The sequence below is a fragment of the Cytobacillus sp. FSL R5-0377 genome, assembly GCF_038004385.1.
Classification (GTDB): Bacteria; Bacillota; Bacilli; order Bacillales; family Cytobacillaceae; genus Cytobacillus.
In genome coordinates this window covers 443,098-467,421 of the sequence record NZ_JBBORA010000001.1, presented here as the reverse complement: position 1 = coordinate 467,421, position 24,324 = coordinate 443,098, and the positions used below count along the sequence as shown (strand labels likewise).

At 40.3% G+C, this 24,324-nt stretch carries 23 protein-coding genes; all 23 read left to right on the top strand.

The features are described 5' to 3' along the window. Window positions 1-5: 5 nt before the first annotated feature. The 23 genes from NSQ49_RS02355 to NSQ49_RS02245 all read left to right on the top strand — a co-directional run bounded on the left by NSQ49_RS02355 (window position 6) and on the right by NSQ49_RS02245 (window position 24,270). Window positions 6-1,481 (top strand): 4-hydroxyphenylacetate 3-hydroxylase family protein, encoded by a 1,476-nt coding sequence (locus NSQ49_RS02355; RefSeq protein WP_251283725.1) that lies wholly within the window; start codon window positions 6-8, stop codon window positions 1,479-1,481. 31 nt (window positions 1,482-1,512) lie between these two features. Continuing rightward, complete coding sequence (locus NSQ49_RS02350) at window positions 1,513-2,049, top strand: FAD synthetase family protein (protein ID WP_251283726.1); 537 nt, start codon at window positions 1,513-1,515, stop codon at window positions 2,047-2,049. Between the two features lie 15 nt (window positions 2,050-2,064). After that, window positions 2,065-2,622: an NADPH-dependent FMN reductase gene (locus NSQ49_RS02345; protein WP_251283727.1), complete on the top strand. Its 558-nt coding sequence runs from the start codon at window positions 2,065-2,067 to the stop codon at window positions 2,620-2,622. Window positions 2,623-2,644: 22 nt separating this feature from the next. Next, window positions 2,645-3,190 (top strand): 3-hydroxyanthranilate 3,4-dioxygenase, encoded by a 546-nt coding sequence (locus NSQ49_RS02340; RefSeq protein ID WP_251283820.1) that lies wholly within the window; start codon window positions 2,645-2,647, stop codon window positions 3,188-3,190. Then, window positions 3,175-4,185 (top strand): amidohydrolase family protein, encoded by a 1,011-nt coding sequence (locus tag NSQ49_RS02335; RefSeq protein WP_251283728.1) that lies wholly within the window; start codon window positions 3,175-3,177, stop codon window positions 4,183-4,185. Before NSQ49_RS02340 ends, NSQ49_RS02335 begins: the two co-directional genes overlap by 16 nt. 4 nt (window positions 4,186-4,189) lie before the next feature. After that, entirely contained in the window at window positions 4,190-4,660 is a 471-nt protein-coding gene (locus NSQ49_RS02330) for a RidA family protein (RefSeq protein ID WP_251283729.1), read from the top strand. A gap of 2 nt (window positions 4,661-4,662) precedes the next feature. Next, entirely contained in the window at window positions 4,663-6,123 is a 1,461-nt protein-coding gene (locus tag NSQ49_RS02325) for an aldehyde dehydrogenase (protein WP_251283730.1), read from the top strand. A 61-nt stretch (window positions 6,124-6,184) separates the two neighbouring features. Beyond that, a complete protein-coding gene (locus NSQ49_RS02320) occupies window positions 6,185-6,964 on the top strand; it encodes a 2-keto-4-pentenoate hydratase (protein WP_251283731.1) in 780 nt (259 codons plus the stop codon). A 14-nt stretch (window positions 6,965-6,978) separates the two neighbouring features. Further along, the gene (locus tag NSQ49_RS02315) at window positions 6,979-7,863 is read left to right on the top strand and encodes an acetaldehyde dehydrogenase (acetylating) (protein WP_251283732.1); all 885 of its coding nucleotides are present in this window, start codon (window positions 6,979-6,981) and stop codon (window positions 7,861-7,863) included. A gap of 22 nt (window positions 7,864-7,885) precedes the next feature. Beyond that, window positions 7,886-8,914 (top strand): 4-hydroxy-2-oxovalerate aldolase, encoded by a 1,029-nt coding sequence (dmpG, locus tag NSQ49_RS02310; protein ID WP_251283733.1) that lies wholly within the window; start codon window positions 7,886-7,888, stop codon window positions 8,912-8,914. Between the two features lie 3 nt (window positions 8,915-8,917). Then, a complete protein-coding gene (locus tag NSQ49_RS02305) occupies window positions 8,918-9,727 on the top strand; it encodes a 2-keto-4-pentenoate hydratase (RefSeq protein WP_251283734.1) in 810 nt (269 codons plus the stop codon). 47 nt (window positions 9,728-9,774) lie between these two features. Beyond that, complete coding sequence (locus NSQ49_RS02300; protein ID WP_341070317.1) at window positions 9,775-9,972, top strand: hypothetical protein; 198 nt, start codon at window positions 9,775-9,777, stop codon at window positions 9,970-9,972. A gap of 411 nt (window positions 9,973-10,383) precedes the next feature. Further along, window positions 10,384-11,403, top strand: coding sequence for a TRAP transporter substrate-binding protein (locus NSQ49_RS02295; protein WP_251283735.1), 1,020 nt, complete (start codon window positions 10,384-10,386; stop codon window positions 11,401-11,403). Window positions 11,404-11,421: 18 nt separating this feature from the next. Beyond that, window positions 11,422-11,898 (top strand): TRAP transporter small permease, encoded by a 477-nt coding sequence (locus NSQ49_RS02290; RefSeq protein ID WP_251283736.1) that lies wholly within the window; start codon window positions 11,422-11,424, stop codon window positions 11,896-11,898. Further along, window positions 11,895-13,175: a TRAP transporter large permease gene (locus NSQ49_RS02285; RefSeq protein ID WP_251283737.1), complete on the top strand. Its 1,281-nt coding sequence runs from the start codon at window positions 11,895-11,897 to the stop codon at window positions 13,173-13,175. The genes NSQ49_RS02290 and NSQ49_RS02285 overlap by 4 nt, the downstream gene beginning before the upstream one ends. Before the next feature lie 23 nt (window positions 13,176-13,198). Further along, complete coding sequence (locus tag NSQ49_RS02280; RefSeq protein WP_251283738.1) at window positions 13,199-13,414, top strand: 4-oxalocrotonate tautomerase; 216 nt, start codon at window positions 13,199-13,201, stop codon at window positions 13,412-13,414. A gap of 1,572 nt (window positions 13,415-14,986) precedes the next feature. Then, entirely contained in the window at window positions 14,987-16,990 is a 2,004-nt protein-coding gene (locus NSQ49_RS02275; protein ID WP_159869191.1) for an LTA synthase family protein, read from the top strand. A gap of 473 nt (window positions 16,991-17,463) precedes the next feature. Next, window positions 17,464-18,279, top strand: a complete 816-nt coding sequence (locus NSQ49_RS02270) for a uroporphyrinogen-III synthase (protein ID WP_251283739.1) — start codon at window positions 17,464-17,466, stop codon at window positions 18,277-18,279. 207 nt (window positions 18,280-18,486) lie between these two features. Continuing rightward, window positions 18,487-19,494, top strand: coding sequence for a LacI family DNA-binding transcriptional regulator (locus tag NSQ49_RS02265; protein WP_251283740.1), 1,008 nt, complete (start codon window positions 18,487-18,489; stop codon window positions 19,492-19,494). An 81-nt stretch (window positions 19,495-19,575) separates the two neighbouring features. Beyond that, entirely contained in the window at window positions 19,576-20,808 is a 1,233-nt protein-coding gene (locus NSQ49_RS02260) for an ABC transporter substrate-binding protein (RefSeq protein ID WP_251283741.1), read from the top strand. 58 nt (window positions 20,809-20,866) lie between these two features. Then, a complete protein-coding gene (locus tag NSQ49_RS02255) occupies window positions 20,867-21,730 on the top strand; it encodes a carbohydrate ABC transporter permease (protein ID WP_251283742.1) in 864 nt (287 codons plus the stop codon). Then, window positions 21,730-22,551 (top strand): carbohydrate ABC transporter permease, encoded by an 822-nt coding sequence (locus tag NSQ49_RS02250; protein ID WP_251283743.1) that lies wholly within the window; start codon window positions 21,730-21,732, stop codon window positions 22,549-22,551. The genes NSQ49_RS02255 and NSQ49_RS02250 overlap by 1 nt, the downstream gene beginning before the upstream one ends. A 33-nt stretch (window positions 22,552-22,584) precedes the next feature. Then, window positions 22,585-24,270 carry a glycoside hydrolase family 13 protein gene (locus NSQ49_RS02245; protein ID WP_159869206.1) on the top strand — a complete coding sequence of 562 codons (1,686 nt, stop codon included), beginning with the start codon at window positions 22,585-22,587 and terminating at the stop codon, window positions 24,268-24,270. The last annotated feature ends 54 nt before the right edge of the window (window positions 24,271-24,324 follow it).

Below are 24,324 nucleotides of genomic sequence, written 5' to 3'. Positions count from 1 at the left end.
AAGATATGGGAATCAGAACTGGTGCTCAATATATCGAAGCAATAAAAAAGCGTAAACCTGAGGTTTGGATGGGTGGAAAAAAAGTAGAAGATGTGTTTGCGGAGCCTGTTTTTAGACAGCCAATCCTTGAAATTGCCAAATTATATGACATGCAGCATGAACCCGAGTATAGGGATAAGATTACCCATATTTGTGAAGAAACCGGTGAGAGAGTAAATAATGCTTTTATGGTTCCGAAAAGCTTAGAAGATTTAAAGAAAAGGAGAGCTATTTTTGAAGCTTTTGCCAAAGCTACCTTCGGATTAATGGGCAGAACTCCAGATTTTTTAAATGTTGTCTTAACATCGTTTTACCATAATGACTGGTTTTTTGAGAAGTTTGATAAATCCTGGGCTGAGAATGTTCGGAATTATTATAGATACGTTCGTGACAATGATTTGTTTTTGACCCATGCAATTATCAATCCTCAAAATGATCGAAGTAAAACATCTCATGAACAGCGAGACACATATACCCACCTGGGAGCTGTTAAGGAAACTAAAGAAGGCTTAGTGGTAAGAGGAGCTAAAATGCTTGCGACACTTGCCCCGATTACAGAAGAAGTCATCATTTACTCTTTCCCTGGTTTTAGCCCAGGAGACGAAAAATATGCATTAGCTTTTGCTCTGCCACTTGATACTCCAGGTCTTCGCATCATTTGCCGCGAAGCAATGCAAGATGGAACGCGTTCTGTATTTGATCATCCGCTTGCTTCCCGGTTTGAAGAGATGGATGCACTTCTTGTTTTTGATGACGTAGTCGTCCCTTGGGACCGGGTGTTTTTATATAACAATATTGAAGCCGCAAACAAATTGTACCCTCTGACAGGTGCAGGACAGCAGCCAGCTCATCAAACAGGTGTAAGAGGCCTTGTGAAATTGCAATTTGCGACAGAGGTAGCCATGAAGTTAGCAGATGCAATAGGTGTTGATGGCTATTTAAATGTTCAAAATGATTTGGCTGAGCTTATCCAATCGGTTGAATCCATTAGAGCTTTGCTTGATGTTGCAGAATATAACTACTCCATTACAGAAAATGGGGAGGCTATGCCCGATTATGTTCCTCTGGAAACGATAAGAGGACTATTGCCTAAAATGTATCCGAGAGCAATTGAAGTAATGCAGATTGTTGGTGCGGGCGGCCTGCTCATGTCTCCGACTGAAGCAGACTTTGTGAGCGCCATAAGAGAAGATATTGAAAATTATTATGTCGGTAGAGCAGGCGTTTCTTCATTAGAAAGAGTGAGTATTTTTAAGCTTGCATGGGATTTGTGTGGTGAGGCATTTGGCCAAAGGCTTCTCCAATATGAAAGATATTATACGGGTGATCCAATCCGGAAAAGAGGAATCTTCTTTAATAATTATAAGCGTAAACATAAACATGAAATGGTAGATGAAGCATTAAAAGTCTGCACTCTGGATGAGGAAGTTGCAGCCAATTAAATTAATCAGATAATGAAGGGAGAAAGGCAAAGTGGAAACACATATTTATACCTCATTAACATTGCCTTGTTCTGTCATTGCAATAGGTGCGTTTGACGGTGTTCATCGTGGCCACCAAGCAGTCATCGAGTATGCCGTTAAGAGAGGGAAGCTGTTGAATGCACCTAGCCTTGTCTATACTTTCGACCCGCCGCCCCGTGTCTTTTTTCAAGGTGCACATATGCTGTCTTCCATCCAAGAAAAAGTGTCCAAGTTAGAAAAGCTTGGTGTAAGCCATGCAGTGTTTGCACGCTTTAATCGGATGTACGCAGGAGCTGGCCCAGAAAAATTTATAGAAGTTCTTTCAAGATTAAATCCGGTCGAAATTATTGTAGGGGATGATTTTCGGTTTGGGAAAAACCGTGAGGGAGATTCGAATTATTTAAAAATGCATTTTACTGTACGGGAGATTGACCCTGTCTGTTGTTCAAAAGGGAATCGCATTTCTTCATCAAGGATTCGGCATCTGCTGTCCAAGGGTGAAGTACAGGTTTCCAACTCGCTTCTCGGCTGGCCAGCGGGAGATTAGAAAGGAGAGCATCAAGTGAAATTATTAGGGATATCCGGAACAATTATTGGTGCAAAAACAGGAATAGTTGTAAAAAAGATCTTGGATGAGGTGGAAAAGAAATACCCTGAAATTGAAGTTGAATACCTGGATATGATGGATTTTGAAGTCCAATTTTGTGATGGCCGCGACCCTAGCGCCTATTCAGAAGATACAAAAAAGGTCATTGATAAGGTTTCTTCTGCTGATTTTTACATTATTGGGACACCAATTTTTCAGGGTTCGATTCCAGGTGTCTTAAAAAACCTCTTTGATTTAATTAACCCGAAGGATTTTAGGAACAAAGTTATGGGGTTTGCTGCAAATGGAGGGACTTATCAGCATTACCTTGTAATTGAGAATCAGCTTAAGCCAATAGCAGGTTTTTTCCGTGCTTTTGTTGCCCCAAGCTATGTTTATGCAAATAGAGATCATTTTAATGAAATGAATGAAATTAGCGATCCTGATTTACTGAAAAGAATTTCACATTTAGCTGATGAAGTTGTCCGTATGCAAAAAAACTTAAAAAAAGAGTTTGCTGAAATAAGTGAATAATAGATGAGGGGAGCCAATGAACATGAAAGTGAAAAGCAAATTTATGCCGATCAATTTAATGCAATTTATTGAAGAGAATAAGGACCAATTAAAGCCGCCAGTCAATAATAAGGTTATTTGGAAGGATGCTGAATTAATGGTCATGCTTTTGGGAGGGCCGAATAAAAGACGTGATTTTCATGTGGATCCATCAGAGGAAGTTTTTTATCAAATAAAAGGCAGCTGTTATGTAGAGGTCATTAATGATGAAGGCAAACGCCAAGTAGTTGAAGTAAAAGAAGGGGAGATGTTCCTGCTTCCTGCAAATGTTCCGCATTCCCCTCACCGTGTAGCCGATACAATCGGATTAGTTATTGAAAGGAATCGTGCTGAAGGTGAGCTGGAGGATTTCGTTTGGTTCTGTGAAGAATGTGACCATGAAATGCATAGAGTCAGAATTCAGTTAACGAATATTGAGGTGCAGGTTAAAGAAGCAATTTCCGAATTTAATAGCAGTATGGACTTGAGAAGGTGTGAAAACTGCGGGCATGTCATGCCTCCGGAAGCGAGTGAATGGAAATGCGAGTAGACTTTCATACACATATAATCCCTGAGAATTTCTCTGAATTAACAAAGAATTTAATGGGGGATAAATGGCCGACACTAGAGCGTACATGTGCCTGCGGTGCAAATATTATGGTGGCTGGCAAGGTGTTTCGTGAAGTGACAGATCAGGTATGGAGCCCTGAAAAGAGATTACATGACATGAATAGAGAACAAGTGGATATTCAAGTGCTCTCTCCTATTCCAGTAACCTTTTCTTATTGGGCACCTGCTGAAGAAGCGTCCATTCTTGCTCGGATCCAGAATGATTTTATTGCAGAGACTGTAAGTCAAAATCCTTCCAAGTTTATCGGATTAGGTACAGTTCCATTACAGGATGTGCAGGCTGCGATCCGGGAAATGGATCGGTGCATACATGAAATAGGCCTAAGGGGAATTGAAATAGGTACGAATGTTAACGGCAGCAATCTGGATGACCCATCTTTAATCGAATTCTTTGAAATGGCAGAGAAGTGGGAGGTTCCTCTTTTTATACACCCTTGGGAAACATTGGGTAGAGAGCGTATGCCAAGACATAATCTGATGTACACAGTTGGGATGCCAAGTGAAACGGCTGTAGCTGGTGCGAGTTTAATTTTAGGAGGAGTAATCGAAAGATTCCCTAATCTAAAAGTTTGCTTTGCACATGGAGGCGGTTCTCTGCCATATCTCCTTCCTCGTCTCGATAAAGGCTGGGAGGTATGGCCGCACTTAAGGTTATTGGAGAAACCGCCTAGTTACTACGCGAAGAAATTCTATTATGATTCTCTTGTAAATGATCCTATCAATCTACACTATTTGCTTCAAAACTTTGGGCATGAACAGATTATTATGGGGTCTGATTATCCTTTCCTATTAAGGGAGATACGTCCTGGAAAAGTAATCGATGAAACTCTTAATCTTACAGCTGAACAAACCGAAGCTATCCTTGGCAATAATGCTCTTCGATTTTTAAATGCGCCTATTAAGGTTGGGGGGTGAAAATGTGGTAAGAACGGTTAGTCCTGAACAAAAATTAGAGGAGTTAGGAATCATGCTGCCGCCAGTTCGTACATCAGCAGGAAACTATGTCAGCTGTGTCCGAACAGGAAACCTTTTGTTTACATCTGGCCAAGGGACAGATGAATATCGGGGGCGTTTAGGAGAAGACATGCCGATCGAGCTTGGTTATGAAGCGGCGAGACAATGTATGTTAAATCTATTGGCCGTTGTAAAACAAGAGATTGGCGATCTTAATAAAGTAAAAAGAATTGTAAAAATACTTGGTTTTGTGAATAGTGACGCAGATTTTACCGAACAGCCAAAAGTAATGAACGGCGCTTCAGATTTACTTGTACAAATTTTTGGAGAAAAAGGCCAGCATGGTAGATCAGCTGTCGGGATGGCTCAACTGCCAAACAATAATGCAGTGGAAGTCGAGATGGTGCTGGAAATAGAGGGGCAGGAGGCGATGTAATAATGAGTCAATTAAAACAGCAGGTTATTAAAGACGCAAAGCTCTTTGTAAATGGTGAATACCGTGACTCAGTTTCAGGGGAGAGCTTTGACACTATTGATCCTGCCACAAACAATAAGCTTGCATCTGTCGCAAAAGCAAATGAGGCAGATGTCAATCATGCTGTTGATGCAGCACGGCGTACCTTCGAAAGAGGAATCTGGAGTAAAATGCCAGTAGCTGAAAGGTCTGATATTCTATGCAGGATGTCTGACATTGTTTTGGACCGTGCAGACGAAATAGCTCGTGTCGAAACCTTGGATGTGGGCAAACCGATCAAGGAAAGCCGAGGGTTTGATATTCCGAGAGCGGCAGCAAACTTACGATTCTTTGCTGAAATGGCAAACTATATTCACCACGAGCATTATGATCAGGCAAAATATATGTCTTACTCCAAGTATGCCCCAGCGGGTGTAACAAGTTTAATTATTCCTTGGAACCTTCCTTTTATGCAAGTGACATGGAAAGCATCAGCAGCAATGGCTGCAGGAAATACAGTCGTTGTAAAACCAGCCTCCTTGACCCCCTTAAGTGCAGTCATGCTCGGGGAAATTGCTAATGATGCAGGACTTCCTCCCGGAGTGCTTAACATTATTACAGGTCCAGGAGGGACAGCCGGCACAGCTATGACTAAACATCCTTCGGTTAGGCGCATTTCTTTTGTCGGTGATAGCATAACCGGAAGAACAGTCATGCAAAATGCTGCCTCACAGTTAATTCCAGTTTCGCTGGAGCTGGGAGGAAAGTCCGCAAATATTGTGTTTGAGGATGCTAACCTTGATGAAGCTATCGAAGGATCTATTGATGCTATTTTTAGAAATCAGGGTGAAATTTGTTTAGCAGGATCCCGTTTGCTAGTTCAAGAGAGTATATATGATCTTTTCCTCGACAAGTTTGTTCATGCCGTAAAAAAAATTAAGGTGGGAGACCCGCTTAGTGAAGATACTGATATGGGTGCGTTGGTTTCAAAAGGACATCTTGAAACCGTGGATGAGTATGTACAGTCTGGGATAGCTGAGGGTGCAAAGCTTGCCTTGGGCGGTAATAAAATCACCTCACTTGGTGAAGGAAACTTCTATGAACCAACCGTCCTATATGATGTGGATAACAAAATGAAGGTGGCCCAGGAAGAAATATTTGGTCCAGTTCTATCTGTCATTCCATTTAAAACGGAAGAAGAAGCAGTTCAAATTGCAAATGATTCTATCTATGGGCTTGCAGGTGTTGTTTGGACGAATGATCTCCGCCGTGCTCATAGGGTAGCATCCAGTATAAATTCAGGGTTATTTTGGATTAATTGCTGGTATTACAGAGATTTAAGAACACCTTTTGGAGGGTCTAAGGCAAGTGGCATAGGACGGGAGGGTGGACGCCATAGCTTCGAATTTTATACAGAAGCAAAAACTATCACAATGAAACTATAAAAGAGTGCTTACTCCGCACTCGTCTTTACCTTAATTAACGATTATAAGAGAGAGTGAGTATATGAATCTGCTATTAAATCAAATTGTAGAAGAGTTACTGGAAGCTGAATTAAAGAAACAGGCATTGACTCCGCTAACTCAGAAATATTCAAACCTGGATGTAAGGGATGCGTATCATATCCAACTGGGTGTGATAAATAAAAAAATTAAATCGGGCCGAAAGGTCGTTGGCAAAAAGGTCGGACTTACAAGTATATCTATGCAGCAAATGCTGGGTGTAGATGAACCTGATTATGGACATTTGCTAGATGATATGAAGGTAAGCAGTGGCGGTAATGTTAAGGTAAATGATTTGCTTAGTCCAAAAGTGGAGGCAGAAATCGGCTTTATACTCGGTGAAGACTTAAAGGGGCCTAAAGTAACTTGGGTGGATGTTCTGATGGCTACAAAATACTTAACTCCAACACTTGAAATAATTGATACCCGAATAGCCGATTGGAACATTCAGCTTATTGATACGGTGGCAGACAATGGCTCCTCAGCAAAATTCGTAATCGGGGAACAATTAACCGAAATCAATGGAATGGATTTGCGAAGTATCGGAATGACCTTATATAAAAATGGCGAGTTGATCTCTACTGGATCAGGTGCCGCAGCACTTGGCCATCCAGCTCACGCCATTGCATGGCTTGCCAATAAGCTCTATGAGTTTGACATCCCCTTAAAAGCCGGGGAACTCATCCTTCCAGGTGCGCTTAGCGGAGCGATAACCGCAAAAGAAGGTGATACTGTGTCCGCTCATTTCGGACGCTTGGGGTCTGTTTCAGTCACATTTGAGTAAGAGGGGTGAATTCTTTGGCTAAAATGAAAGCTGCAATTATTGGTTCAGGCAATATAGGCACTGATCTAATGTATAAGCTTAAAAGAAGTGAGGTAATTGAACTCACAGCAATGGTCGGTATTGATCCGGAATCAGAGGGATTAAAACGTGCAAAAGATCTGGGTTATCAAACTTTTTCAAATGGCATTCAAGCCTTGAAAGAAAATCCGGAGTTAGCTGATATCGTTTTTGATGCAACTTCAGCGAAAGCTCATGTTAAACATGCAAAAGTATTGCGAGAATTAGGAAAACTTGTGATTGATTTGACTCCGGCTGCGAAAGGCCCATTTGTCAGCCCTGCTGTACAAACACATAGTAATAAGGAAGCTCTTAATGTAAACCTGATAACGTGCGGAGGGCAAGCTGCCATTCCAATTGTGCATGCGATAAATTATGTTGCAGATGTATCTTATGCCGAAATCATTGCAACGATCTCCAGCAAAAGTGCGGGACCTGGCACACGGGCAAATATCGATGAATTTACCATCACAACCAAAAAAGGTATTGAGGAAGTTGGAGGGGCTGATGAGGGAAAAGCTATCATCATTCTAAATCCAGCGGAACCACCCATCCTGATGCGAGATACCATTTACTGTGAAGTTAAAAATATGGATCAGGATGCAATTCTTAAATCGATATATGAAATAGTCGAGACGGTAAAGGAATATGTACCTGGATATCGTTTAAAGCAAAAGCCATTATTTGATGAAGATAGGGTAACCGTTTTTATAGAAGTTGAGGGAGCTGGCGATTATTTTCCTATTTACGCTGGTAATCTGGATATTATGACGGCTTCCGCAACTCGTGTAGGAGAAAATTTTGCAAGGGATTTACTGATACAGAACCTAAATAGTGTTTGATTGAAAGGCAAGGTGACACAGGTTGATTCGAAAAAGTGACAAGCCTATAAAAATAACAGAAGTGTGTCTTCGAGATGGAAGTCATGTCGTTGCACATCAGTATACAGAAGAACAAATCCGCCAGGTTGTAAAAAAATTGGACAGTGCTGGGATGCACTATATCGAAGTCAGTCATGGAGATGGTTTAGGAGGCTCTTCCCTTCAGTATGGAAGGTCACGTGTCAATGAAATGAAACTCATTGAAGCTGCAGCCGGTGAATGCAAACAGTCAAAAATTGCTGTGCTCCTTATACCAGGGATTGGAACCTGCCATGAATTAAAGGAAGCGCATACTTTAGGTGCAGAACTAGTGAGAGTGGCCACACATGTAACGGAAGCTGATGTATCTGCACAGCATATTAGCTCAGCGCGAGAGATTGGCATGGAAACTCTAGGTTTTCTGATGATGGCTCATATGGCACCAGTTGAGAAATTAGTTGAACAGGCCAAGCTAATGGAAAGTTACGGAGCCCAAGCGGTATATGTAACCGATTCGGCAGGTGCCCTTTTACCTCATCAAGTTCGTGAAAGAATTGCAGCACTTAGGGACTCCTTAACTATTGAAGTAGGATTTCATGGACATAATAATTTATCTGTTGCAGTAGCGAATACAATTGTCGCCATTGAAGAAGGAGCTACCAGGATTGATGGAAGTGTCCGCTGTCTTGGAGCAGGCGCGGGCAATGCACAAACGGAAGTACTGCTATCTGTTATGGACAAAATGGGAATGGGTGTTGGAATTGACCTTTACAAGATGATGGATATCGCAGAAAACACGGTCGGACCGTTAGTTCCCAAACCTCAGGTGATTAATAAGGGCAGCCTAGTATTAGGCTACGCTGGGGTATATTCTAGTTTTCTGCTGCATGCAGAAAGGGCGGGGAAGCGGTTTGGCTTGGATCCCAGAGATATTTTAATAGAGTTAGGAAAACGAAAAGTGGTGGGCGGCCAGGAAGATATGATTCTTGATGTTGCTTCTGAGCTTGCAGAAGCCAGGGTCTTGGAGGTGTAGAGTATGAATTTAGCAAGTGGGGCTGGTATGGAAATTGTGAATTATTTATATTCCGCTGAAAAAGAACAGCGAGAAATAGTTAAAATTACGGATCAGATACCTGACTTAAGCTTTGAAGATGCTTACTTTATTCAGGAGAAGCTGATTGAACTCAGAGAAAAAGATGGAGCGAGGCGCGTCGGCATAAAGTTAGGTTTAACTAGCAAGGCAAAGCAGCAAATGATGGGTGTACATGAAGCAGTTTATGGCTACTTGACGGATGATATGCTTGCCTTGGAATGGGAACCAATCAATTTCAATCAATTCATTCATCCAAAGGCAGAACCTGAAATTGCTTTTATGATAGGTGAAGATCTGCAAGGCACGAATGTTACTGCAGAGAATGTATTAAATGTAACAAAATATGTGGCCCCTGCCATCGAAATTATTGACAGCAGGTATTTGAACTTTAAGTTTACACTAGCGGACGTGATTGCAGATAACTGCTCTTCCTCACGATTTGTTCTCGGCAGTAAATGGATGAAACCGGAAACAGTTGATTTAGCACAGCTTGGAATGGTGATGTCCAAGAACGGGCTCGTTGCTCAAACAGGAACAAGTGCTGCTGTGTTAGGACATCCTGCAGCCTCTGTTGCATGGGCTATAAATAAACTTGGAGAATCCGGAAGGGGAATTAAGAAAGGGGATATTATTTTAAGCGGAGCATTATCTGAAGCAATTTCCTTTAAACCTGGTGATTCCGTAACTGTTCAGTTTGCGGAATTGGGTTTAGTCTCTCTTTCCTGTAAACCAGATGTTTTGGAAAAGATATAGGAAAAAGGAATATTTAGTCCGTTGGATTTCAGCAGAAGATACAATCAGTGTTACTTACCGTATCCTTTGCTGATTCCAAGGAGATTTTGGCAAAGCAAAGGATGATGGGTTTGGGTAAGAATCGTAATCAATCAATTCATCATATCTCAGGCTTAAAAAGAGAACTAAAAACAAATCAGCTGACCTTGATTGCCATGGGGGTGCAATCGGGAGCGAGCTTTTTCTTGGCAGCGGACTTGCCATAAGTACCACAGGGCCAAAGGTGGATTTATTGTACGCTCTTATGGGATGTCTGGCTGCCATATTCACCTGGTTGATGGGTTTCGTCTTCAACCTGTTTATCAGGAGAAAGGGGAAAAATCTGCTGGCGGTAAGCTTCCCGGAAGAGTGCTAGGTTATCCATTACTTCCAATAATAAATATCTGCGGCCATTCTATTTAGTATGATGGTTTCTAGATGGTTTAATATTTCAGAATATTTTGATTATCTCATCGTAGTTAAAATATCTTGTCACTAGCATATTGGTTCTGAAAAAAAGTGATAAAGCTTCCATTCGTATGGAAAAATTCGCTGATCAACCAAGTAATCAGTGCAGGTCATTAAAATGGCAGCTATTATTATTTTCGTTTCCATTAATCTCTGAGGGGTGCCCGTTAATGAAGAAGATAAAAAGTTTAGTGCTACTACTGGTCATAAGTTTAATCGTTTTTGCCACTGCAGCATGCAGCGGAAATGTATCTTCTAAGACTGCTTCAAAATCAGAAAAGGGAGCAACCTATCATTTCAAGCTTGCTCATATTACCCCAACTGATCATATGTGGCATAAAGCAGCTGAAAAGTTCAAAGATGAGCTTGAAACCCGATCCGAAGGAAGAATGAAACTGGAAATCTATCCGGCCAGCCAGCTTGGTACTGAAGCTGATATGGTTCAGCAAATCTCCGCAGGATCTATAGATTTTGGATTTATTACTGCTGCGTATTTAAGCTCAAGAGCTGAAGCATTCACTGCTTGGTTTGCTCCTTATGCTTTTAAAGATATAGAAGAAGCAAATGATGCACGCGACACAGAGATTGCAAAAAAAATACTCGCAACCATGGATGATCAGGGTATTAAGGGCCTGGATTACTTATTCGCAGGCAACCGGGTTATGTTATTTAAAGACAAAGAAGTAAAAAAACCTGAAGATATGACCGGATTAAAATTGCGTGTAACACCTAGTCCTCCATTACAGGAGTTTTATAAATCTTTGGGTGCTTCACCAGAATCACTGCCTCTTCCTGAAGTATATGCCGCGATCCAAACAGGTTTAATCGATGGCATGGATATGGATCTAGATGCAGCGATTACGAATAAATATCATGAAGTAGTAGAGTATGGAGCGGTTACAAATCATATGGTTTGGCCTGCTGTAGCAATGATTAACAAGGCTTCTTATGACAAAATGCCTGAAGGGGACCAGAATATCATTGATGAAGCGATAAAAGCGGCTGCAGATTATTCAGCTAGCACTCGTTCTGCACAAGAGAAAGAATTCCAAAAGATTTTAAGCAATGAAGGAATGAAAGTTTATGAGTTAGAAGCAGAAGTGTTTAAACCATATATTGATAAATTTGATAAAAAATACAGGAAGGGAGATCCACTCATTCAGGAATTCCTTGACACTTTCCGCAAGTAATTTATTAGGAGGATATTTGTGAAAAAACTAAGTAATATGATAGCTGGTTTTGAGAAGAAACTGGCTATTATTCTCATGTTTGCAATGGCGGTAATTGTTTTTTCAGCAGTGATTTTTCGCTCTGCAAATGCACCATTATTTTGGGCCGGAGAAATTTCTATCTTTCTATTGATTTACATTACTTTCATAGGCGGAAGCTTAGGACTTAAATACAAAACACAAGCAGCTGTCACACTGTTAACAGACCTGCTTCCAGGAAGTATTAACAAAGGGGTTACAATTCTTGCACATATATTAATGCTAGCTTTTATGGCTATTCTCCTATTTTATTGCTTCAGTTGGATTAGTTCTCCTGGAGTAGCTATTCAAAAATCGAGTGCAATTTTACTTCCAATGTGGATTCCTTACTCTATATTGCCGATCGGATTATTATTTGCAAGCATCCATTTAGTAAGTAATCTTCTGGATGTAACAAAAGGAAGTGAAGTAAAATGATGTTTCTTGTAATAATTGCATTTTTTGTATTTTTGCTTATTGGTATTCCAATTTCTTTAGTTCTGGGAATGACAACCATTGTATATTTTTTAGTGACTGGTAACTATGTTCTGCTGGAATCGACTCCTCAAAGATTATATTCAGGTATGGAGAATTTTGGTTTATTAGCGATACCTTTGTTTATGTTAACAGGGGAGTTAATGAATACCGGTGGAATTACGAATCGTTTAGTTAGTTTTGCAAGAGTAATGGTGGGACATGTAAGAGGCGGATTAGCCTACGTTACGGTTATTGCTAATATGTTCTTAGCCTCTATACTAGGATCTGCCAATGCCCAGGCAGCGATGATGAGCAAAGTAATGGTTCCTGAAATGGAAAAGGAAGGATACAATCGAGAGTTTTCTTCTGCTTTGACACTGGCCTCTTCCATAGTTGCCCCTATTATTCCCCCTAGCATGATTTTTATTATTTATGGAACATTATCGGGAACTTCAATTGGCGCATTATTCATGGCTGGAATCATTCCAGGACTAATCTATGGACTGGGTTTTATCTCACTTGTAGCTTACATAGGATATAAACAGAATTTTCCCAGAAGTGAAAGGGCTAATTTAAAACAAATCTGGGCAGCTTTTAAAGATGTATTGCCAGCTTTGTTTATCCCGGCAATCATTACACTAGGGATATTAAGCGGTGTATTTACTGCTACAGAATCTGCAGCCATCGCGAGTGTAGTCGCATTCATTGTAGGGAAATTCTTTTATAAAGAACTAAAATTAAAAAGCATGCCTGTAGTGTTTGTAAATACTGTGATTGGAACAGCTACAGTGACATTTCTTATTGCAATGGCGAATATTTTCGGTTGGGTCATTGCATTTGAACAGGTTCCCCAATTAATCGCAGATGCTATGTTATCAATCTCTGACAATCCATTCGTCTTCCTTATTCTAGTGAACCTTTTCCTTTTGTTAGTTGGGATGTTCCTTGACGGAATAGCAGCTCTTGTTATCTTAGTGCCGGTGTTGATGCCATTAATTACAGGATTTCAAATTGATCCTATTCATTTTGGGATTATCATTTGTATTAACCTAACTATTGGACTACTGACGCCTCCGGTAGGGACTGGCCTATTTATCGTATCCTCAATAGCAGAGGTAAAGTTTGAAAGACTAGTAAAATCTGTTATGCCAATGTTAGCCCTAGGAATTGCCATGTTGCTAATCATAACGTATTGGGAACAAACTACTTTGTTAATTCCTGCATGGTTCGGATTTTAGGAAAAAGACGGGGAGGTTTTATTTTGCCAATTATACAAGTCCAGATATTAGAAGGAAGAACGGACGTACAGTTAAAAGAACTAATCAGCAGTTTGACAGAAGCAGCTGTGAATTCATTAAATGTAGAAAGTAATCAAGTCAGGGTGGTTATACAGGATATACCACTAACACACTGGGGTATTGGTGGAGCAACAAAATCTGAATTAGAGGATATCAAGAAAAATCGAAATTCAAAGTAGTTCAAAAAAACGTTTATATCATTCCATTCTGCAAAAATCGAAAATAATTCCCCAAAAAATTGTGACAGTTCGATAAAACAAACATAATATTAATATGGTAACTAAAAACCGCGCTTCAAAAAGAAGTGCGGTTTGCATTTATATCTTTAACATGAGGCATGAATTTTTAAATTTTAAATATAACTTTCATTTATATATAATCTGTTTTGACATGAGCTTTAGTTCAGGACACAAACAAGTAATTGTTTTCACACTAACTGCACAATAAAGCTCATTGGATTTGTATTCACCAATCAGAACCCTCACCAGGGAAGGAATAATTCGAGTGTGCAACCCTTCCAGGATACAGAATTTATATGGACTGGGATAGATCCCCACAAATTTACTCCGGTGGAGTGAGTGTAATTTAACCAAATCCCATTAATATTATGGGAACGCATCACTGTCTCCAATGATCGCTGATAAACCAGCTATGGCTTTCTCCTTCATTGTGCGCTGAGAATATCTGGAGGTCTGGCTCTCTCATTATTCGTCCGCTTCTAAAAATCCTCAGTAGTGCTTTACAGCCCTTATTTTTCTGTGGAATGTACATATCTACATATTCTTCTTTAATAACCTATTTCCCGACCGAATGACCCTGGCCAACATCAATGCCTGCCTTTTTTTATTAAAGTGGTTTAAAACTATTCTTTAGAAGGAATTGTTCATAGGGTGAAATTGAAATTCATGATGTCCTCAGGAGGAGATCTCCTGTATTACTGTATTATTCTAAACCGGCAAGTTTGTAGTAATCTAATTTTAATCCAATTAACAGACAGTTCTGACTGGAGGGGGCGACACCTATTTCTCCCAGTATTCGAAAGAGAAAGTGAAAACATCATCGCATGAAGAGTGGCATAATCATAGTGGTTGGCCACTTCGTATTTGACATGATAATTATAATTTACGCATTAAAATTTAACGATTAACAGAGTTTTGATGCAGAAGCAATGTTGCAGCAGCCAGAGTAATAATTTCGTGAATGTGTGGTTACGAAATTGGGTCATCAGCGTGTTTTGTTTGGCATATGGATAGCTGGAAAGCCCATACCCTGTTACAGAATTATTTTATCTTTATATTAGGTAAGTAAACATCCATCGTGGTAATTGCTTTGTGTCCACGAAAATTTCCCTTTTCATGTATATTTGAATATTAATCTTCATATATATTGGCTGTTGTATGATTTTTCTCCTTCCCTGGAAAAAATAGTTTCATAAGTTTTTGCAGAAAAAGTGAAACCAAATGGCATTTCATTCGTCTATATAGACGTGCAGCAATTTAAATGGGCGATAGTCAGTCTATTGGCTGTGAAAAGGCATTTGACCATAAATATCATTGTTACAGAGCGGTTTATCTGGACATGCTTGACATTTTTTTAAATGCGAGTATAGTTATATTCCTGTGAAGTGCTTTTTTGCCTGTTCATAGATTATTAATATTTATCAGGTAAACTAATAATTAGGCTGATTGCCAACTTTAGAATTTTAAATAACTAGCGAAATATGTTACAATAATGTGCTAGAAGGCAGGTGTATGATTTTGAATACTTTACTTCATAAAAGTCAGGATATATTAAATAAATATATTGGCTTTTTCTTTTTAGCAGTATTTCTGCTCTGGATGAAAACGTATATTACTCAAATGACACAATTTAATTTAGGCATTGAAAGTGCCTTGCAGCAATTCCTGTTATTCATTAACCCGCTTGGTTCTTCATTGCTGTTTTTAGGATTTGCATTCTTTTTTAAAGGCAGGAAAAAATATATCGCCTTGATGTTTATGTATTTCCTGCTATCGTTCCTGCTGTTTGCAAATGCAGTGTACTACCGCTTCTTTAATGATTTTATTACATTGCCGACCTTGACGCAGACACAGAATTTCGGTGACGTTAGCGGAAGCATCAGTTCACTATTAAAACCAACTGATATCCTTTTCTTCATTGATTTCATCTTGCTTGCAGGCTTGCTTGTTTTTAAAGCCGTTAAAATTGAAACAAAGGATTGGACGCGCCGAAGAACTGCAGCATTAATTTATGCGTCACTTGCCATTTCCTTTGCTAATCTGGGCTTGGCTGAAACAGACCGCCCGGAGCTTTTGACAAGAGGATTTGACCGTAACTATATTGTTAAATATTTAGGCATGTACAATTATACGATCTATGATGCAGTGCAAAGCACGAAGGCATCTGCACAAAGAGTTATGGCTGATAGCAGTGATACAACTGAAGTCATAAACTTTACGAAATCGAATTATGCAGAGCCGAATTCAAAGTATTTTGGAAAAGCTGAAGGCATGAATGTAATTTACCTTCACCTTGAATCTATTCAGACATTCTTAATGAATTATGAATTGCATGGAGAAGAAGTAACACCATTCCTGAACTCGCTGATTGAAGAAGAAAATACAACTTACTTTGATAATTTCTTCCATCAGACTGCACAAGGTAAAACAGCAGATGCAGAGTTTATTCTTGAGAACTCCCTATATGGGCTGCCGCAGGGTTCTGCCTTTACAACAAAAGGCATGAATACGTATAATGCAGCTCCGGCAATTCTGAAGGATAAAGGATATACTTCTGCAGTCTTCCACGGTAACTCCGGAAGCTTCTGGAACCGTAACGAGATTTATAAATCATTTGGATATGATAACTTTTTTGATGCAGATTACTATGATTTAAAACCTGAAAACATGGCTGACTACGGCCTAATGGATAAGCCGTTCTTTGAACAATCCATGCCATACCTTAAATCCCTGAAGCAGCCGTTCTATTCTAAATTCATTACTGTTTCCCATCACTATCCATATCATATGGATCAGGAAAAGGCGACTATTGAGCCTCATACTACAGGGGACAAATCAGTTGATAATTACTTCCAGACTGCCCGTTATGCTGACGAAGCGCTTAAACAGTTCTTTGAACAGCTAAAGGCTTCCGGCCTGTATGAGAACTCAGTAATTGTCATGTATGGCGACCATTATGGAATATCCAAAAACCATAATAAAGCAATGGAAAAAGTGCTTGGCAAGGAAATTACAGCTTTCGATAGTGCAGGATTGCAGCGAGTTCCGCTATTCATCCGTGTACCTGGCATGGAAGGTGGAGTAAACCATGAGTTTGGCGGTCAGATAGACCTAATGCCAACATTGATGCACTTGCTTGGTATTGATACTAAGCAGTATCTGCAGTTCGGCACAGACTTATTCTCAGAAAATCATGATGATCTTGTTCCTTTCCGTAACGGTGATTTCATGAGCCCAACCATTTCATCTGTTGACGGTAAGTTCTATGACTCCACAACTGGTGAACTGCTGGATGAAAGCCGTTTTGAAGAAGCAGAGAAGCTTCAGGAAAGTACTGAGCAGAAATTGGCGCTATCTGATAAAGTAGTAAACGGAGACCTGCTCCGCTTCTACAAACCGGAAAACTTCGAACCGGTTGATCGTTCCAAGTATGATTACAAAGCAGAGAACAATGGAGTAACCAAAAAGAACGAAAACACTGAAAAAACGCCTGTAACTGAACCGGCTGATAAATAATAATGACTGCCTGCGGGAGATCCTGCAGGCAGTTTTTTGTTAAGGCAGTTTTCGTAAAGTATGTTGCTATTTGGATTATATCTACAGAGTTGATTGGAGCGGAAGGTGCGAGATCCTCGAAAAGCATGCGCATTTTCTTCGTGCGGTGTGTACTCAAAGAAGCTTATTCAACGTCCTGCGGGAGTAGCGGGACAGGTGATACCCCGCAGACGCACAGCATCGGGGAGGGTTAGGCGCCCGCTCTGCAGAACGCTTGAGCATCCCTTCGCTGCAATCAACGGACAACATTGATAAGCGAAAAACACAAATTTATACGTAAAGAGCCTTTATTAATGAAGTTACATAGTGGACAAAACTTGTATACCCTGGAAAAAATATAAAAGATGCTCTACTTAATGTGCTAAACGCTGTTTTATGGAATTACATATTCTATAATGATACATAAAGAGATTCATACCGAGGGGGAGTAAAAAATGAAAAAGCTTGCCGGCAAAAAAATTGCGCTTTTAGGTTCACGGAAAATAGATGAAATCAGCAAGTTAGTACAGAATCAGGGTGGGGTTGCAGTCAGCAGGCCTGCACAGGGAACCGCCTTGCTGAAGGATGATAAACTTAAGGATCATGTAGAAATGCTGATTGAGGGCAGCTTCGATTGGGTTATCTTTACAACAGGCATAGGTGTCGAAACCATTTATCAAACTTCTTTTGACATGAATAGGAGTGATGCGCTGATCAGCAGCCTGCAAAAAACAAAAATTGCAGCAAGGGGATACAAAACCGCCAACTCTCTGAAAAGGCTTGAAATCTTACCTGCAGTGCGGGATGATGACGGAAGTATGGCAGGGTTAATGCGGGAGCTCTCAGCATATCCATTGAAAGGCTCGAAAGTAGCTCTGCAGCTTCACGGGGACCCGGCACCGCAACTAAAACAATGGCTGGAAGAAAATCAGGCGGACTACGAAGATATTCTACCTTATATCCATATTCCTCCAGAGGAAAAAGTGATGAGTCAGCTGCTGTCAGAGCTCCTTGATGGAGAGCTCGATTCTGTTTTTTTCACAAGTACACCTCAAGTACGGAATCTATTCAGCTTCGCACGGGAGAGAAATGCTAAAGAACAATTGAAAGTCTGTTTTTCAGGACGGACTGTAGCATTGTCGGTTGGGAAAGTAACTGCTCAGGCTTTATTTGAGGAGGGGATTTCACGAGTTATTTTTCCTGAAGTCGAAAGGATAGGGAGTTCCGTGATTGAACTTGCCCGTTATTTTAGCAGTGAAGAAGGTACTTAAGGGCTAAGTTGTTAAAGTTATTAAACGAATATGCTAATAAAGCACTGATTATTTTATAAGGGGCCTTTTAGGCTCCTTTTATTGTATTCTTGTATATACAAATTTCAAAAAAGTCATAAAAAAATATTGAAAAGGCTTACACATCGTGATAATATTACAACGTAAACGTTTTCGTAACAAAAATCAGTTTCTTAAAGCAGGTGGGATATGTCCTATACCATCAAAGATGTTGCTAAAAAGGCAAATGTCTCTATTGCAACAGTATCCAGGATCTTAAATGGCCAGGGAGGTTATTCAGAAAAAACAAAAAGCAAGGTTCTAAAAGTAATTGAAGAACTGGGCTATCAGCCTAATGCAGTGGCAAGGGGATTAATTAATAAGAGAACCCATACAATAGGGGTGCTTTTCCCAAAGCTTTCGAGCTCACTGGTTACCGATCTGCTGGATGGAATTGAAAAGGCCGCAAATGATAACGGTTCCAGCGTGATTGTCTGTCATACAGAATCAAATGGCGAAAAAACGATGAAATATCTCCAGCTGCTTACCGAGAAAAGGGTAGACGGAATTATATTTGCCAGCGAAATATTAAAAGAGGAATATTATAAATTTGTGATCAAAACCAGGATGCCGATGGTTCTGCTTTCGACAGAGTCCTATGCTTACCCTTTGCCTTTCGTAAAGGTCAATGATTTTCATGCAGCATATGCAGCAGCTAAGCATTTAATCGATAAGGGTCATACCAGAATTGGAATGATAAGCGGTAACAAGGATGATATCATCGCGGGGATTCCGAGGATTGAGGGCTTTAAAAAGGCTCTGTCAGATCATAATATACCTCTGGGTTCTGATAATATTGTCTTCGGCAGGGGATTTACCTTCCCTTATGGTGTTGAGGGTTTTAAAAGTCTTATCGAACAGTTTCCAGATGTAACGGCAATATTTGCAGCAAGTGATGAAATAGCAATAGGTGCATTATCAGCCGCATATCAAATGGGAATAAGAGTCCCAGACGAAATTTCAGTGATAGGGTATGACAACTTGAAACTTGCTGAAATGTCCACCCCTCCACTTACGACAGTAGGACAGCCTCTGGCAAAAATGGGTGAAGCTGCAGCAGAAATGCTTTTTTCAATCCTAGAAACAGGCGAAACTCCGGAAAGCCGGATAATGCAGCACAAAATCATAGAAAGAATGAGTGTGAAAGAGAGAAAATAATAGCTCTCTTTTTCTCAGCTCAGTTACGTAAACGTTTACGTAACTGAGCTATTATACAAAAACCACATAGGGGGATATACCATGTTTAAAAAAATGACTGCAGGTGTGATGGCATTAACTTTAGGAGCATCTTTACTGGCTGGATGTTCATCTGATGGCAGTGACGATGGTAAAGTAACGCTTGAGCTGTTCTCTAATAAATCAGAAAGCATCGAAACATACAAAGGATTGATTAAAGAATTCGAAGCGGAAAATCCTGATATTAAGATTAAATTGGATGCACCTCCGGAAGCAGAAACGGTTTTGAAAACACGCCTGACTAAAAACGATCTTCCTGACATCATGTCTATCGCTGGTAATGCTACCTACGGCGAGCTTGGCCGTGCAGGCGTTCTTGAGGATTTTTCAGGAACAGATTTAGCTAAAACAGTTCAGCCATCCTATATCGATATGATCAATCGCCTGGTTGGACCTGAAGAAGAAGGCACTTTCGGTCTTCCGTATGCCACAAATGCTAATGCCGTAATTTATAACAAAGCAAAGTTTGAAGAACATGGCCTTGAAGTCCCGACAACCTGGGATGAATTCATCGCCAGTCTTGAAAAGGTGAAAGCTGCTGGTGACATACCGATCTACTTTACGCTGAAAGATGCCTGGACTGGCATGATCGCGTGGAACTCTCTTGGTGCTAATGTTGCTGGAGAAGACTTTGCCGAAAAGAAAGATGCCGGTGAAACATCATTCAAAGAAAAGTATGATGAAGTTGCAGACAAGATGGCTGCATTAGTCCAATATGGCCACAAAGACAATATGGGTGTTGCATATGGGGATGGAAACAATGCATTTGCGGCCGGCAAGTCTGTTTTCTATCTGCAAGGCAACTGGGCAATCCCTGAAATACTTAAAGCAAATCCAGATATGGAACTTGGAGTATTCCCAATGCCTGTTACTAACGAACCTGCACAAAACAAACTTGTTTCAGGTGTAGATGTTCTTTTAGCAGTCAGCAATGAAACTGAGCATAAAGAAGAAGCGATGAAGTTTGTTGAATTTATGATGAATAAAGACACTGCTAAAACCTACATTGACGAGCAGAAAGCTTTCTCTGCCATTGAAGGAGTTTACCAGGAAGATCCAGTCTTTGAAGGAATCAAAGCCAACTTTGAAAATGGAACAATTACAAGCTTCCCTGATCATTATTATCCTGCAGGCATGGGAGCTGAAAACCTTGTTCAGGAATTTCTGATCAAGAAAGATAAAGAAAAGTTCCTGAAGAAAATGGACAGCGAGTGGGAAAAAGTTCAAAACCGTTAATGGCACAGGCCAGGGAATCTCTTGAGATTTCCTGGCTTTCTAAAAAGGAGTTGTCAATATGAAAAAGAAAAACAGTGTGTTTCTCATCATCACGATACCCGCTTTCCTTCTTTTCTTCATTTTCCACAGCTTTCCCGCTTTGCAGGGGATTTTTTACAGCTTTACGGATTGGAAAGGATATGGAGATTGGAATTTTGTAGGATTAAAAAACTACCTTAACGTTTTTAAAGATGAACGTGCAGGAGATGCTTACTTATTTACTTTTAAATTTGCCATTGTTGCGACCATTTTGGTCAATATTATTAGCCTTCTTGTGGCCATCGGGCTAAACTCCAAGATTAAGTTTCACAGAACGCTTCGGGCAGTCTACTTCTTGCCTTACATTCTGAGTATTTTGATTGTTGGCTTTATCTTTAATTTTATATTTGCTCATTTCCTGCCGCAGATTGGCGATGCATTCGGATGGGAATTTCTTACTCGAAATATTCTTGGAAATCCGGACCTTGCATGGATCGGGATTGTTATTGTAGCCGTTTGGCAGGCTGTGTCATTTAATACTATTTTGTATCTTGCGGGGCTGGTTACAATTTCAGAGGATTTGTATGAGGCGGCAAGCATTGATGGTGCAGGTGTCTGGACAAAGTTCTGGAAAATTACGTTTCCGCTGATAGCACCTTTTTTCACCATTAATATGGTTCTGTCTTTGAAGAACTTTCTGATGGTATTTGATCAGATTGTTGCCCTTACTGGCGGGGGCCCGGGAAAGTCAACCGAATCGATCTCCCTGCTTATTTACCGGGGAGGATTTGAAGGCGGAGAGTTTGCCTATCAATCAGCCAATGCGGTTATATACTTTATCGTCATCATCGTCTTTTCTGTTATTCAGCTGAAATTCTTAAATAAAAGAGAGGTGGAAAACTAATGAATCGCAAAAAAACGAGCTGGCTAGTGACTACTCTATTAATCTTAGGTTCATTGCTCATTCTTTTTCCACTGTATTTAACCATTACCATTGCGTTTAAAACACCGCCTGAAATGGCAGGGAATTTGCTCGCTCTACCAAAATCATGGTCGTTTGACAACTTTGCACAGGCAATCGAAATGACTAATTTCTTTAATGCGTTTAAAAATAGTGCATTCGTTACAATATTTGTTGTCATTTTTACAGTGCTAACGAACTCACTGGTATCTTATGCCATCGCGAGAAACCTTCATAAGAAGTTGTATAAGTTCCTATACTTCTATTTTTTAAGTGCGATGTTTATTCCTTTTCCCATCATCATGCTGCCTCTTGTCAAACAGACCAGTGCATGGGGAATGGATAATCTGGTTGGATTAATCATTTTGTATATTGTTTTCAATCTTTCTTTTAATGTGTTTATCTATATCGGCTACATTCGTGCCATTCCAGTTGAATTGGAAGAAGCGGCTATTATGGACGGAGCAACCACATGGGGTGTCTTCTGGAAGGTCATTTTCCCGCTGCTGGCACCTATGAATGCAACAGTTGCAATTATTACGAGTCTTGGTGCATGGAATGATTTCATGCTTCCGCTTGTTCTGCTGAGCGACCGAGAAATGGCTACTTTGCCGCTTGTTCAATATATTTTCCAGGGCCAATTCAGCACAGATTATAATTTGGCATTTGCCTCCTATTTAATGGCACTTGCTCCAATGATAATTGTGTACATCTTTGCCCAAAAATGGATTATAAGCGGTGTGATGAAGGGTTCAATCAAATAATAGAGAATACTTTTTTGATGGGAGTTGTATGAATTGAACAAAACCTGGTGGAAAGAAAGCGTTATTTATCAAATCTACCCAAGAAGCTTTAATGATTCAAATGGTGACGGGATTGGCGATATCAACGGAATCACTGAAAAAATTCCATATTTAGGGGAATTGGGGATCGATGTCATCTGGCTATCCCCCGTTTACAAATCTCCTAATGATGACAATGGCTATGATATCTCAGATTACCGTAATATTATGGATGAGTTCGGAACCATGGAAGACTTTGACGGCATGCTGGCAAAAGCGCATGAATACGGCATTAAAATTATGATGGACCTCGTTGTTAACCACTCAAGCGATGAACACCAGTGGTTTAAAGAATCGAGAAAATCAAAAGACAACCCCTATCGGGATTATTATATCTGGAAAAAGACGGATAATGGCGAACCTCCTACTAATTGGGGAGCAGCGTTTGGCGGCAGTGTATGGGAATATGATGAACAAACCGGAGAATATTACCTGCATCTGTTCAGCAAAAAACAGCCTGACTTAAATTGGGAAAACCCTGTCCTTAGAAATGAAGTGTATGAAATGATGCGCTTTTGGCTGGATAAAGGCATTGATGGATTCCGCATGGATGTCGTAAATTTCATTTCAAAAGATACCAGCTATCCTCAGGGAGAGATCCGGGAAGGCCATAAATATGGGGATGGCAGCAAGTATTATATGAATGGTCCGAGAATTCATGAGTTCCTGCAGGAAATGAACAAAGAGGCCCTTAGCCCGTATGATACTATTACGGTTGGCGAAATGCCTGGTGTAACAGTTGATGAAGGCAAGCTCTACACTGGCCGGGACAGAAATGAATTAAATATGGTGTTTCATTTTGAACATGTGGGTCTTGGGGATGGGCAATATGGCAAATGGGATCCACGCCCCTGGAAATTGACTGATCTGAAAAAGATTTTCAACAAGTGGCAAAAGGGTCTTGAAGAAGATGGCTGGAACAGTTTGTATTGGAGTAATCATGACCAGCCCCGTGCCATCTCCAGATGGGGAAATGATTCAGAAGAATACCGCGTAATTTCCGGTAAAATGATTGCTGCATGCCTTCATATGATGCAGGGGACGCCTTATATTTACCAGGGCGAGGAAATCGGCATGACAAACGTAAAGTTCAATGATATCAATGATTACCGTGATATAGAAACGCTGAATGCATACCGTGATCTTACACCGGATTCCTTAACACATGATGAAATTTTTAAAGGCATTCATGAGAGAGGCCGGGACAATGCGAGAACGCCTGTTCAGTGGGATGCCAGCCCGAATGCAGGCTTCTCAGAAGGAACCCCTTGGATCAGCGTAAATCCTAATTATAAAAGAATTAACGCAGAAGCAGTTTTAGAAGATGAAGACTCAATCTTCCATTTTTATAAGAAGCTGATTCAGCTTAGGAAGCAAAATGAAGTAATTGTTTATGGAACATTTGATTTAATAATGGAAGAGGATGAGCAGATTTTTGCTTTCACACGAACTCTGGGTGATGATCAGCTGCTTGTGATCTGCAACTTCAGTGAAGGAACACCTGACTTTAAGCTTCCGGAACATATCCATTATTCGTCTAAGGAACTTCTGGTATCAAACCTGACCGCAGATGAAAATGAAGAAATTGATAGCCTGACACTTAAGCCGTATGAAGCTAGAGTGTATCGCTTAAAGAAATAATAAAGATAGGGCCTGTTTTGGGGCCCTTTTTTACAAGAATTGATAATAATGAGG